13 protein-coding genes are annotated in these 13,682 nt (G+C 39.3%); 9 read left to right on the forward strand and 4 right to left on the reverse strand.

Translation table 11 applies throughout. The features are described 5' to 3' along the window. Positions 1–87 precede the first annotated feature (87 nt). The 5 genes from ACMZOO_RS16010 (at position 88) to ACMZOO_RS16030 (ending at position 5,036) form a co-directional block, all read left to right on the forward strand. Entirely contained in the window at positions 88–387 is a 300-nt protein-coding gene (locus ACMZOO_RS16010; RefSeq protein WP_016957195.1) for a YcgL domain-containing protein, read from the forward strand. Then, the gene (locus ACMZOO_RS16015; RefSeq protein WP_440904306.1) at positions 368–1,429 is read left to right on the forward strand and encodes a lytic murein transglycosylase; all 1,062 of its coding nucleotides are present in this window, start codon (positions 368–370) and stop codon (positions 1,427–1,429) included. Before ACMZOO_RS16010 ends, ACMZOO_RS16015 begins: the two co-directional genes overlap by 20 nt. A gap of 13 nt (positions 1,430–1,442) precedes the next feature. Beyond that, entirely contained in the window at positions 1,443–2,105 is a 663-nt protein-coding gene (locus ACMZOO_RS16020) for a fumarylacetoacetate hydrolase family protein (RefSeq protein ID WP_440904307.1), read from the forward strand. Continuing rightward, on the forward strand, positions 2,074–2,574 hold the full coding sequence (locus tag ACMZOO_RS16025) for a YcgN family cysteine cluster protein (RefSeq protein ID WP_440904308.1): 501 nt from the start codon (positions 2,074–2,076) through the stop codon (positions 2,572–2,574). Before ACMZOO_RS16020 ends, ACMZOO_RS16025 begins: the two co-directional genes overlap by 32 nt. Positions 2,575–2,780: 206 nt before the next feature. Next, positions 2,781–5,036 carry an Orn/Lys/Arg decarboxylase N-terminal domain-containing protein gene (locus ACMZOO_RS16030; RefSeq protein ID WP_440904309.1) on the forward strand — a complete coding sequence of 752 codons (2,256 nt, stop codon included), beginning with the start codon at positions 2,781–2,783 and terminating at the stop codon, positions 5,034–5,036. Positions 5,037–5,132: 96 nt separating this feature from the next. On the opposite strand, the gene ACMZOO_RS16035 is transcribed toward ACMZOO_RS16030, so the two are convergent. Both ACMZOO_RS16035 and ACMZOO_RS16040 read right to left on the reverse strand, forming a co-directional pair. Further along, complete coding sequence (locus ACMZOO_RS16035; protein ID WP_440904310.1) at positions 5,133–5,900, reverse strand: hypothetical protein; 768 nt, start codon at positions 5,898–5,900, stop codon at positions 5,133–5,135. Positions 5,901–6,007: 107 nt separating this feature from the next. After that, positions 6,008–6,697: a sensor histidine kinase gene (locus ACMZOO_RS16040; protein WP_440904311.1), complete on the reverse strand. Its 690-nt coding sequence runs from the start codon at positions 6,695–6,697 to the stop codon at positions 6,008–6,010. Positions 6,698–6,962: 265 nt separating this feature from the next. On the opposite strand from ACMZOO_RS16040, the gene cysB reads away from it, so the two are divergent. Then, the gene (gene cysB, locus ACMZOO_RS16045) at positions 6,963–7,937 is read left to right on the forward strand and encodes an HTH-type transcriptional regulator CysB (protein WP_016957202.1); all 975 of its coding nucleotides are present in this window, start codon (positions 6,963–6,965) and stop codon (positions 7,935–7,937) included. A 12-nt stretch (positions 7,938–7,949) separates the two neighbouring features. Here the strand turns inward: cysB and ACMZOO_RS16050 are convergent, their stop codons facing one another. Together ACMZOO_RS16050 and pabB are read right to left on the reverse strand one after the other, a co-directional pair. After that, on the reverse strand, positions 7,950–8,528 hold the full coding sequence (locus ACMZOO_RS16050; RefSeq protein ID WP_440904312.1) for an NUDIX hydrolase: 579 nt from the start codon (positions 8,526–8,528) through the stop codon (positions 7,950–7,952). A 7-nt stretch (positions 8,529–8,535) separates the two neighbouring features. Next, the gene (gene pabB / locus ACMZOO_RS16055; protein ID WP_440904313.1) at positions 8,536–9,963 is read right to left on the reverse strand and encodes an aminodeoxychorismate synthase component I; all 1,428 of its coding nucleotides are present in this window, start codon (positions 9,961–9,963) and stop codon (positions 8,536–8,538) included. A 95-nt stretch (positions 9,964–10,058) separates the two neighbouring features. Here pabB and ACMZOO_RS16060 point away from each other — a divergent pair, with 95 nt between their 5' ends. The 3 genes from ACMZOO_RS16060 (at position 10,059) to ACMZOO_RS16070 (ending at position 13,536) form a co-directional block, all read left to right on the forward strand. Continuing rightward, positions 10,059–11,585: a fumarate hydratase gene (locus ACMZOO_RS16060; protein ID WP_440904314.1), complete on the forward strand. Its 1,527-nt coding sequence runs from the start codon at positions 10,059–10,061 to the stop codon at positions 11,583–11,585. Between the two features lie 133 nt (positions 11,586–11,718). Further along, positions 11,719–12,996 carry a DNA recombination protein RmuC gene (locus tag ACMZOO_RS16065; RefSeq protein WP_440904315.1) on the forward strand — a complete coding sequence of 426 codons (1,278 nt, stop codon included), beginning with the start codon at positions 11,719–11,721 and terminating at the stop codon, positions 12,994–12,996. A gap of 114 nt (positions 12,997–13,110) precedes the next feature. Beyond that, positions 13,111–13,536, forward strand: a complete 426-nt coding sequence (locus ACMZOO_RS16070) for a DUF6174 domain-containing protein (RefSeq protein ID WP_440904316.1) — start codon at positions 13,111–13,113, stop codon at positions 13,534–13,536. Positions 13,537–13,682 lie beyond the last annotated feature (146 nt).

Raw genomic sequence — 13,682 nt, forward strand, 5'->3', positions numbered from 1 at the left:
TATAGTGCACCCCTTGTGAACGCAAGCTTTAAAAACATTTAGCGCTTGTTAAATCCAGTCTTTTCTATTCCGCTAGGGTGAATCACAGTGTTGTGTTACATATATCGAAGTTCTAAAAAAGAAGATACCTATTTGTATTTGGCAAAAAAAGAAGATTTTGCTCAAGTTCCTGAACCTTTAATGCAATCTTTTGGTCTAGCTCATTTTGTAATTATTTTAGATTTATCCAAGAAAAAACGTTTGGCATTGGCTGATATTAATAAGGTTAAAGATGATTTAGCCAACAAAGGTTATTATTTGCAATTGCCACCAGCCAAAGAGAATTTGTTGGATGAACTCAAAGAGTACGTTAAAAAGGATCTAAACAATGAAAAAACTTCTGACTAAGTTCGGCGTTACTAAACTTATTTCTGCTGCTGTTTTATTTGCAGTATCGCCATTGTCTATCGCTGAAGATTACGATGCGGTTGCTGACGAACAAAAATTTAATCAATTTGTGGTTGAGCTTAGAGCTGAAGCTTTAGACAAAGGATATTCAGCGAGTTTGGTTGAAAAAGCTTTTGCGGACGTAAAATTTAAACCGAAAATTATCAAAGCTGATCGTAACCAACCTGAGTTTGTTGAAACGCTAGAAACTTATCTACCAAAGCGTGTACCTGATTGGAAAGTTGAACGTGCGCGCGCAAAATATAAAGAGCATAAAGAACTACTGGATAAAATTGGTGCAGACTATGGTGTGCAACCACGTTTTATTGTTGCTTTGTGGGGCTTAGAAAGTAACTTTGGCAAAATTCAGGGTAATGATCCGGTTATATCATCTTTAGTTACCCTTAGTTATGACGGTCGCCGTGGCGCATTTTTTAAACGTCAGTTATGGGACGCCTTGGATATAGTGCAAACTGGTCAAGCACCTTTTGAAAAACTCAAAGGGTCGTGGGCTGGCGCTATGGGCCAAGCGCAATTTATTCCAAGTTCATTTAAAGCTTATGCAGTCGACTACGATAAAGACGGCATTAAAGACATTTGGTCAAACCCTGCGGATGTTTTTGCTAGTGCGGCAAACTACTTAAAAAGTGAAGGTTGGAATGATGATTTAACTTGGGGACGTCAAGTAAAAGTACCAGCTGATTTTGATTTTGATTTAGCCATTCCAAAAAGTACCAACGGCCGTTCGCATTGGTTAAAAAAATGGAAAGAAACAGAAGTTGATTTAGCCACTTGGCAAGCTAGAGGTGTGCGCCGTATGGATGGCAGCGATTTGCCAAATGTGAATTTAAAAGCGGCTATGTTAATTCCAGACGGTAAAAAAGGCCGAGTCTATTTAGCTTACGACAATTACAAAGTATTAATGCATTGGAATCGCTCATATTATTTCGTCACCACTGTCGGTTATTTGGCTGACAGAATTGGTTATCCAGCAGTGAAATAGGGCGGATTTTATTTTGTATCAACATATAGATATAAATGGTAACAGGATAGATTTGTCAGTAGGAAAAGTGGTCTGTTTAGGCGGTAATTATGCAGACCATATCAAAGAAATGTCGTCGTTAGTGACAGAAGAAGCTGTGGTGTTTATGAAACCTACCACAGCTTTGGTGCCTTTGACGCCGTCATTTTCTATTCCAACTGACAAAGGCGCGTGTCATAACGAAACTGAAATCGCTGTGCTAATTCAATCTAAGTTGTGCAAAGCCGATGAACAAACTTGTTTAGCTGCCATTTGGGGTCTAGCGATAGCGCAAGATTTAACCTTACGTGATGTGCAAAAACGCTTAAAAAGCCAAGGTCGCCCATGGGAGCGTGCGAAAGCTTTTGATGCATCTTGCCCTGTATCTGCTTTTATCCCTATGGCTAACCTAGCTGATGTACAAAATATCGACTTTTCATTGGCGGTAAATGGCGAGATTAGGCAAGCCTCTAATAGTGCGAATATGGAGCGTAGCATCGCCCAGGCGCTTGCTGAAATTAGTCAGCAGTTTACTTTGTTACCAGGTGATATAGTATTAACAGGCACGCCGGCAGGTGTGGCTAATTTAAACCCGAACGATCAATTAACTTTAAAGTTTGACCAATATGAATTCAAAACCAGCGTTTTGGGAAACTAAAACTCTCGAAGAGATGACCCGAGCGGAATGGGAACAAATTTGTGATGGTTGCGGCAAATGTTGTTTGCATAAATTTATTGCTGATGATACAGCTGAATCTTTAACAACCACAGATTATATGGAAGACGGTGAGCAACTTGAATATACCAATGTTGTGTGCCAATACCTTAATGATAAAACCTGTAGTTGCACTGTTTATTCAGAACGACGCCGCTTAGTACCTGATTGTGTTGAACTCACACCTGAAAATTTATCTGATATTTTTTATATGCCGCCAAGTTGTAGTTATCGACGACTAAAAGAAGGCAGAGGCCTTGCATCATGGCATCCGCTGCTGAATAAAGGCAAAAAATCTAAGATGCATCAGGCAGGTATCACAGTTCGCGGAAAAGTTTTTAAAGACAATGAGGTAGATATTGATTTCTTTGAAGACTATATTGTTAAGTGGCCGCTTAAGGATATGGATTAAAGCTTAAAAATTTAACAAAAAATTCTGATAAAAAAGCTTTTCATTTTAAATAAACATGTTTTAATTCGCGCCAGACTAGCTGGCGTAAGTTTCCTTTCTTAGACGTACCCAAGCAGAGCGGTCAGGGTAGGCAACAAGCCTGATTATTGTCACCGTCCGTAGTCTGCGTTTTTGTATGGCACGGGCAATAACCGTGGAACCTATACATGAAGTTTAAATTTCCAATTATCATTTTTGATGAAGACTTTCGCTCTGAAAATATTTCAGGCTCTGGTATTCGTGAACTTGCCGAAGCAATAGAAAATGCTGGCATGGACATTGTTGGTTTAACCAGCTATTTAGACCAAGGGTCAATTGCTCAACTATCCAGCCGTGCAAGTGCATTCATCTATTCAATTGACGATGACGAGCTAGTGGATGAAGACGAAAATGCCAACCCTCAAGCGGTAGACAGCTTAAGACAATTTATCGGTGAAGTTAGACGTCGCAACCCTGATATTCCAGTATTTTTATATGGTGAAACCCGTACATCTCGTCATATCCCAAGTGATATTTTACGCGAGTTACACGGCTTTATTCATATGTTTGAAGATACGCCTGACTTTGTGGCTAAATATATCATTCGTGAAGCGAAAAAATATCTTCAAGCGTTAGCGCCACCGTTTTTCAAAGAATTAGTACGATATGCCGAAGATGGTTCATATTCTTGGCATTGTCCTGGCCATTCAGGTGGTGTTGCTTTCTTAAAAAGCCCAGTTGGACAAATGTTCCACCAATTTTTTGGTGAGAATATGTTGCGTGCCGACGTGTGTAACGCAGTAGATGAGTTAGGTCAGTTGTTAGATCACACAGGTCCAGTAGCAAAAAGTGAAGAAAACGCAGCGCGTATCTTTAATTGTGATCACTTGTTCTTCGTGACTAATGGTACTTCTACTTCAAATAAAATTGTTTGGAACTCAACTGTAGCGCCTGGTGACATAGTAGTAGTTGACCGTAACTGTCATAAATCAATTTTACATTCAATTATTATTACTGGCGCAATTCCGGTGTTTTTAATGCCAACGCGCAATCAGTACGGCATTATTGGACCAATTCCAAAACGTGAATTTAGTGCTGAAGCAATTAAAGCGAAAATTGCGAAAAACAAATTTGCTGCCAATGCGAAAAATAAAACCCCACGTATTTTGACTATTACCCAAAGTACCTATGACGGCGTGTTATATAACGTTGAGCAAATTAAAGGCGAGTTAGACAATTATATTGATACATTGCACTTTGACGAAGCTTGGTTGCCGCATGCAACTTTCCATGAATATTATCAAGACATGCATGCCATCAGCCAAACGGGTGACAGAGCCGACAATACAGTTATCTTTGCAACGCAATCGACACATAAGTTATTGGCTGGTATTTCACAAGCGTCACAAATATTAGTGCAAAATGCTAATTTACGTCAGTTAGATACACACAGATTTAACGAGTCGTATTTAATGCATTCATCAACTAGCCCACAATATTCAATTATTGCTTCTTGTGATGTTGCAGCAGCCATGATGGAACAACCAGGTGGTAGAACCTTAGTTGAAGAGTCGATTAACGAAGCTATTGAATTTAGACGTGCAATGCTTAAAGTTGACAATGAATACGGCGATGATGACTGGTGGTTTAAAGTTTGGGGGCCAGATACTTTGCCTGAAGAGGGCATAGGCACACGCGAAAACTGGATTATCCGTCAACAAGATAGCTGGCATGGATTCCCAGATATATCTGAAGACTTTAATATGTTAGACCCGATTAAAGCGACTTTAGTAACCCCTGGTTTAGACTTAAACGGTGATTTTGCCGACTTAGGTATTCCAGCCGTTATCGTAACTAAATACTTGTCTGAGCACGGTATTATCGTCGAGAAAACTGGCCTATATTCATTCTTTATTATGTTTACTATTGGTATCACCAAAGGTCGTTGGAACTCTTTGGTTACTGAACTACAACAATTTAAAGATGACTTTGATGTCAATGCGCCGCTGTATCGGGTTATGCCACAATTTGCAGCTAAATGTCCTCAATATGCGCGTGTCGGTTTGGCTGATTTATGTAAAAAAATCCATGATATTTATCGCCAATACGACGTTGCGCGCATTACGACAGATATGTACACCTCTGAAATCGAAACGGCTATGTTACCTGCTGATGCATGGGCGAAAATGGCCCACAGAGATGTTGAGCGCGTGAGTATAGATGAGTTAGAAGGGCGTATCACAGCCATGTTGGTAACACCTTATCCTCCAGGTATTCCATTAATGGTGCCGGGTGAGCGTTTCAACTCAACTATCATTAAGTACTTACAGTTTGCCCGTGACTTTAATAGCGCCTTCCCAGGCTTTGAAACTGATGTTCACGGTTTGATTAAACAAAATATTAATGGTGAATCTAAATATTTTGTTGATGTAGTTGCTGAATAGCTAGCTAACCAACAAGCATAAAAAATGGCAGCCGAGGCTGCCATTTTTGTATCAATTATTTATTTTTAGTTTAGCAGTAACGCCATTTCAATCGGCTTACCATTTTTTCTTCGGTTGGAATAACATATCCAAATCGTCTTTTTCTTCTGCTTGTTTTTTCAGTCTATCTCGAGCATTAGAGTTTTTAAGTTCATCGTTGATTTCAGCTAAAACTTGCTCTAATTCAGTTTTGCGTTGATTACTATATTCGTCACGGCTTGACTGGCCAGTAATAGTTGCTAGGGCTTTCTCATAATATTGTCGAGCTGAACCCAACATTTGCCCTTGACGTGCAGCTTGACCACGTTTCATTAAACTTTCAACATTGATGCGTAATTGCAATTTGTCTAAACGTTTGTCTTCGCTCATAAACAAATGCGTATCAACTTTTCCTTTACTATGTTCAGCTCTTAATGCTGCTCTAAGCTTTTTGATGCTTTGCAATAGGGCGATAGTCGCACGCTCATCATCAGGTAAGCTAAAGCTTTCTTCAGACTGAACTTTTTCGTTTGGATCCATACTTTGCACACGATTTTGTGCATCACGAACTCTTTGCCTAAGCTCTGTCGATTCGGGCATCAGCTCAGACATGTTTTTTACGGCATCAAGTACACGCTGATGTAACACTAAAACAAGTTGGTTACTAACAGGAATATTACCAATGCTCATTAACAAAGCCTCGGTATCTTCGATTATTGTTTTGTACTTTGTTATCTCATTTCGTTTTTCAGCTTCCACCTTTTCTTTGTGTTGCTGCACTGCGTTAATGATGATGGCCAACACTACTAGAGCGACTACAAGCGCGATTACAATAGAAAAAATCATCTCAGTTCCTGATTGATAAGGGTTTTTATTGTTAAATTTTTAACCTTCTGATAGTACAAGAATAATCGTTATTAGTCGACTTGCAAACACAAGATTAAAATTTTGTGTTACGGAAGCATCAATTTAAAGATGCTGCCTTTATAGATACCACCGTTACTCAGTTCAATTTTGCCGGTTTTTTTGTTGTTTTTGTGGGCGTTAGCAATCATACGAGCAAAAAATAGTCCTAAACCTGTGCGACCAGTGGTCAAATTTAATTCTTGCATCGGCATATCAATTAACTCAAGCATGTTTTGCGGATAACCATTGCCGTTATCCTCAATGGTGATTTCTAACTGATCATCTTTAATCGCGGCGGATATTTTGATCAGGTTTTTACTGTAACGCATGGCGTTGATAAAAATATCGTTAAGTAGATTACCGATCAGGTCTAAATCAAAAAACCAACATAAATCTTCGGCAACATCTAGTTCAACGGTTAAACCTTTTTTCTCTATATAGAGCTCGTTTTTTGCGAGCATTTCTTCTACAACATCTGAAACAAAATTTTCTTCAATTGTCAGTGGTAGTTGATGTTTTTCAGCTCGGTACAAAGAAAGCAATTGCAGTAGGTTAGTATTTAGTCGTGATGCTTCGTAATGCAAACTGGCGAGTTCGTCCGCTTGTTCAGGGTTGTCTTGCGCGCTACTTTGACCTAAGTGTTCTATAGATTGAATTAACATACACAAGGAATTTTTCATATCATGTACGGCTGATGCCAATACAGTTGAAAAATCTATTTTTGGATCGTCTTTCATTTAGTCCCTCGTAGCTATCATATTTATACCCAAGCGTCTTGACGATACATCTTCAAGGAGCTTAGGTGTATAGATTCGTATTTCTCTGATAAGTATAAGTTATCAAACAATTTTGTGACAATTTCACACTATTGTTGGAATTTAACGCAAAAGTATTAATTAATCATCGAATTTTATTTTTAGCCAGTATAAACTTATAAAAAGTAATAAAACCCTAACAAACTATTCTAAATCAGAATAAAGCGTCTCAATTAGCGGTGGAACCATGAAACTTCAACAATTGCGTTATATTGTCGAGGTAGTGAATCACAACTTAAACGTATCTGCGACAGCAGAGAGTTTATACACTTCACAACCCGGAATTAGTAAGCAGGTAAGGATGTTGGAAGACGAGCTCGGTGTGCAAATCTTCGGGCGTAGCGGTAAACATTTAACCCACGTAACTTCTGCAGGTCGTGAAATTATTCAAATTTCGCGCGAAATTTTATCCAAAGTTGAAAGCATTAAGTCAGTTTCGCGTGAACATACCTTGCCAGATCAAGGTAAATTAAATATCGCTACTACCCATACCCAAGCTCGCTATGCGTTGCCACCGGTTATCAAAGGTTTTATGCAGAAATACCCAAAGGTTTCTTTGCATATGTTGCAAGGGACGCCGTCACAAATTAGTGATGCTGCAGCCAAGGGCGAAGCGGATTTTGCAATTGCCACAGAAGCTTTGCACTTATACAACGATTTAATTATGTTGCCTTGTTATCACTGGAACCGCAGTGTTGTGGTAACACGTGACCATCCGCTAGCCAAGAAAAAACAAATCACCCTTGAAGATGTTGCGCAGCATTCAATTGTCACTTATGTGTTTGGTTTTACCGGCCGCTCAGAATTAGACAGTGCATTTAGTAAAGCAGGGTTAGAGCCAAAAATAGTTTTCACTGCAACAGATGCAGATGTCATTAAAACCTATGTGCGTATGGGTGTTGGGGTTGGTGTTATCGCAACTATGGCGGTGGATGCTAGAAATGACACAGATTTAGTTGCAATAGATGCGTCTCATTTGTTTAAACCAAGCACAACCAAAATTGGTTTTAGAAAAGGCACTTTCTTGCGTCACTATATGTACGACTTTATCGAGCGTTTTGCCCCGCATTTAACGAGAGATATAGTGGATAAAGCAATCGCTTTGAAAAATGCCGATGACATAGATGCATTATTTAAAGATTTTAAATTGCCAGTTAAGTAGCTAAAGTTTAGCTTAAAGAATCCAGCGTTTAAATTGATCTAAAATAGCCGCAGTTGCACCCCAAATTAACAGTTGTTGATGACTAAAAGATAACACTCTGTGCTGGCGGCTACCCATCTTATACTCTTGCACTAGAATATTTTTCGCTAACAAGTCTTCAATTGTTATCTGTATTACACCTTGCACTTCTGATGGGTTGGCCACGGCTGTTATGTTTTGTTTGGTATAACCAATAAAAGGGTGAATGCGATAACCAGATGGTGTTTCAATGCTTTCCATTTGTGTTAAAAAGTTAATCTGCTCGCGTGGAATATTGAGCTCTTCTTCAGTTTCGCGCAGTGCTGTCTCAAATAAACTTTCACCTATGTCTTGGCGTCCACCAGGTAAACTCACCTGGTTGGCATGGTGTTTTAGCAAGGCACTGCGATGGGTTAATAATAAATAAGGTTTGTCGGCTTCCACTAACAAAATCAACACAGCTGCGTTTTTTACTTGAGCTTTGAGCTGATAACCGCGAGATTTAAGCTTAGGACGACAGCGCATTTGAATACGGCTTAACAAGTGGTCAAAGTTGTTATCTTGCCAAGCCATATACGGTTTATACACCCTGTGTTTGTTGGTTTTGCTGCAAACTTTTCATGTTAGTTAATACTGGGAGAATTTTAGAAACCTTGTCGTAAGTTTCTTTGTATTCGTGTGCGCATTTAGAGTCGTAAACTAAACCACCGCCAGCCCAACAATGAACTTGCTCAGAATCAGCGACTAAGGTGCGAATGGCGATATTTGTGTCCATATTGCCACGCCAATCAATAAAACCAATCGCGCCGCAGTATATTGAGCGTCTGTGTGGCTCTAATTCTTCAATAATTTCCATGGCGCGAATTTTTGGTGCACCCGTAATACTGCCACCTGGAAAACAAGCTTTGAGCAAATCAAAGGCATTTTTTCCTTCACTCAGCTCACCTGTTACTGTACTAACTAAGTGGTGAACAGCTGGGAAACTTTCGACATCAAACAGTTTTGGTACTTTCACTGAACCTGCTTTGCACACTTTGCTGATATCGTTGCGCAACAAATCAACAATCATTAAGTTTTCGGCTCTGTCTTTATCTGAGTTTTTTAGTTTTTCAATTTGTTGATTGTCTTGAGTAATTGATTGACCGCGCGCAAGTGTGCCTTTTATTGGTTTAGTTTCAACTTGCCCAGCTTTAACTTGTAAAAAACGCTCTGGTGAAATCGACAAAACACTGTGTTTGCCTTGTTGGATAAAAGCAGAGAAGGGCGCTTGGTTTTTAGCGCGCAATTTTAAATACGCTTGCCAGCTGTCGCCTGAATAGTCTGCGCTGAATCTTTGTGCTAGATTAATTTGATAACAATCACCTTCGGCAAGGTAGTTTTTTACTTGGTCGAATTTTTGTTGATAAGCCTCTTTGCTCATGTTCGACTGCCAGGCTGAGGTTAAAACAAAACTAGCTGCTTGTTCAGTTTGGTTATTAAATTTATCTAGCCAAGCATTTATTCTATTTAACTCAGGTTGATAATCTAGTGCATACCAAGTTTGTGTTTGGTTATCTTTAATCAAAGCAAAGTCGAAAATACCAATATACATATCAGGCAATTCAATATCGGCTCGGGCAATGCTTGGCAAGTTCTCGATACAGCGACCTAAATCATAAGAAAACCAACCTACAGTGCCGCCAATAAAAGGCAATAGCTCTAATTCAGCCGGTGCTAAAGTTACTTTGGGCATTAATTCTTTATGTAAACGTCTCGCCGCTTTAAATGGGTCTTCAGAGGTTTCAGCAAGATAGCCACCATTTAGTAATTTTATTTGGGTTTTACCCGCTTGGTAGCGTAAAGTTGCTAATGGTTGACAGAGTAATATATCGTAGCGGCTATTTTGGTGCTGTGCGTTGGCAGAGTCTAAAAACATTGCGCCATTTTCATGCGCTACGACTGAAAAAATACTGGCTGCGTCTATAGTTGGCGACAGCTCAAGCTGAGTACAATATGGGCTGGTGTTCATTTAAACGATTGCATGTGCCAATGGCGAGAAATGGACAACAAGGTTATCATATTGCACACGGAATATAAAATATATCAAGCCACCGAGGAAAGATCATGACAGTAATAAAGCAACAAGACTTTATTGAAAGCATTGCAGATGCTTTGCAGTTTATCTCCTACTATCATCCATTAGATTATATTAAAGCTGTTGAAGCGGCTTACAACAAAGAAATTAACCCAGCAGCGAAAGACGCAATGGCGCAAATTTTAATTAACTCGCGCATGTCAGCTGAAGGGCACAGACCTATCTGTCAAGATACCGGCATAGTTACCTGTTTTGTAAAAATTGGTATGCAAGTGCAGTGGGACAAACACGATTTAACCGTACAACAAATGGTTGATGAAGGCACGCGCCGTGCTTATTTGAATCCAGATAACCCGTTACGTGCGTCTATCGTTGCAGATCCTGCAGGTGCACGTAAAAACACCAAAGACAACACACCATCAGTTGTTCATATTGATATGGTTGCTGGCGATAAAATTGAAGTGATGATCGCAGCCAAAGGTGGCGGCTCAGAAAACAAATCGAAAATGGTGATGTTAAACCCAAGCGATTCAATTGTAGATTGGGTATTAAAAACAGTACCAACTATGGGCGCTGGTTGGTGTCCACCGGGTATGTTAGGTATAGGTATTGGCGGCACGGCTGAAAAAGCCGGTGTTTTAGCCAAAGAAAGCTTAATGGAATCGGTAGATATTCAAGAGCTTATTGAGCGCGGCGCACAAAACGCTGAAGAAGAACTGCGTTTAGAGTTATACCGCAAAGTAAATGATTTAGGTATAGGTGCACAGGGTTTAGGTGGTTTAACGACTGTAGTTGATATTAAAGTCAAAACTGCGCCTACTCACGCAGCTTCTAAACCAGTTGTGATGATCCCCAACTGTGCAGCAACTCGCCATGCTCATTTCTATTTAGATGGATCAGGCCCTGCGGATTTAACTCCACCTAAGTTAGAAGATTGGCCTGAAGTTACTTGGGAAATTGGTGACAATGTTCGCCGTGTAAATGTTGATGGCATTACCCAAGAAGAAATTCAAAGCTGGAATGCCGGTGACACAGTGTTATTGTCGGGCAAAATCTTAACCGGCCGAGATGCAGCACATAAACGTATCCAAGAATATTTAGCCCGTGGTGAAGCTTTACCAAATGGTGTTGATTTTAACGGCCGCTTTATTTATTACGTTGGCCCAGTTGATGCTGTAGGTAACGAAGCTGTTGGCCCTGCAGGCCCAACAACTGCAACACGTATGGATAAATTTACCGACATGATGTTAGCTGAAACTGGCTTAATGGGTATGATAGGTAAAGCTGAGCGTGGTCCAGCTACTGTTGAATCAATTAAAAACCATAAAGCTGTGTATTTAATGGCTGTTGGTGGTGCTGCTTATTTAGTTGCAAAAGCGATTAAAAAGGCGCGAGTAGTCGCATTTGAAGACTTAGGTATGGAAGCTATTTACGAATTTGAAGTAGAAGATATGCCAGTTACCGTTGCTGTAGATTCAAGCGGTAATAATGTTCACCAAACAGGCCCTGCAATTTGGAGTGCTAAAATTGCTGAGTTAGATGAAAAATTAAAGTAATCACTTAAGTTTTTCTGCAGAATGGGAAGGCTACACATAGCCTTCCTTGTTTCTAAAGTATCTTGATCTACAAATAAATAATTGCCAACAAATTTCCCTAATGCTAAATTTACTGTAAATATTTACAGTTGATATGCATATGTTCGATTCGACTTGGTTATTCCCGGCTATTTTTATCCTCAGCGCCATTTCCACTTTATTATTATTGGTTTTGACCATTACACGTTTTGTTTCTAACGATAAAAACAAATTTTTACAGCTGCAAATGAATGAATTTAACGATTTGCGTATGTCGTTAATGAATCAAGTACATGAGTCATTTGCCAATTTAGAATCTAGGCAAACTCAACAATTCCAGCAGTTACTTAATTTAATTCATACTGCGGATAAATCAGACACCCAGCACAGAATCGAGCTGCTAGATAAACTGACTCGTCAACACCATGAGCATAGGCAAGAGTTGTCTAAAGCCATTCAAAACCACAGTGAAACCGTTGCTAAACGTTTAAATGAATTGTCGAATGTGACTGAAAGCCGTTTAGATAAAATGTCGCAAAAAATGAATGACAAACTGGCCGAAGGCTTTGAAAACACAGTTAAAACATTCTCTGATATTTTGCAGCGTTTGGCCTTGATAGACGAAGCGCAGAAAAAGATCACAGAGCTATCAGGCAACGTAGTTAGTTTACAAAGTGTGTTAACCGATAAACGCAGCCGCGGCGCATTTGGTGAGGTTCAGCTCTATTCGTTAATTGAAAATGTATTAGCGCCTAATCAATTTATTAAACAGTCGCGCTTGTCTAATGGTAAAATAGCTGACTGCCAATTATTGTTGCCTAAACCTACTGGCAATATTGTGATAGATGCAAAATTCCCACTAGAATCGTTTAAAAATTTAATTCAGCCACAAATATCCGAAATTGAAAAACGTGCTTTTGAACGTCAGTTTAAACAAGATATTAAAAAGCATATTCAAGACATTGCCGACAAATACATATTGCCCCCAGAAACCGCCGACAGCGCTATTTTATTTTTACCAGCAGAAGCAATATTTGCCGAAATACATGCTTATCATTCAGATATTGTTGATTTTGCTTGGCAGCAAAAAGTTTGGTTAACATCACCTAGTACGCTGATGGCGGTATTAACCACAGCAAAAGCTGTACTCAAAGACGAAGCAACCCGCGGACAAATTCACACCATTCAAAAACATTTAATTCATTTGGCTGAAGATTTTAACCGCTTCCAAGGTCGCTTTGACATGCTCGCTAGACATATAGACCAAGCGGCAGATGATGTGCGAAAAATTCATATATCGGCAGATAAAATATCAACTCGATTTAAATCAATCGAGCAAGTGAATATTGAAGAAGCGGACGTAAAGCAGGCCAAGATATCGGGTGAGGGGTAGTAATAGTATTTCTTCAAGGTAACAATAAGTTACACTTTTTTATTTGGCTTTAACATATGATGCCTTTTGAAACTAATGATACAAGGAAGGTCGATGAAGTTAATCCAGTTAATAATGTGCAGTTTGATTCTTGTTGGCTGTAATGGCACCTCTGATCAAGATTCAAGGTTTGAATTAGAAGGCTTAATTAGTGCCAATAAACACAAATGGGATAATCTTGAAATAAACACTTATACCTATACTTATGCAAATTATCCTAGTGATTGTCCGAATGTAGATATATTTCCACCTGTAGAAATAACAGTCGAAAACAATGTTATTACACAACTGTACGTACCTGACCTAGGAACTTTCTTAGCAGTTAGAGATGGCAGTTATCCAACCATAGATGAGATTTTTGAAAATATGTTGAGTTCTATCGACTCAATTGAAAATCTCCCTTCATTTGATGAAAGTTTTGGTTATCCCATTTCTTACGATGTTGACCTGAGTAGTGCAGAGTGCGACGGGTTTACGCTGTCCGTCAGTTCTTTTTTGTAGGACGAGTGTAATATTTAATGATGCAGCAAGATTTATTGTGCCAATTACCGATTGTGTAGCGCATATCCGGTTGCTACAAAATTCACAGTCAGATTTGCATGTTTAAATCTGAACTGTGAATTATCAAGATGTGCTTTATATTCAAT

The sequence above is a fragment of the Catenovulum sp. SX2 genome (assembly GCF_052056295.1).
Lineage (GTDB): Bacteria > Pseudomonadota > Gammaproteobacteria > Enterobacterales > Alteromonadaceae > Catenovulum.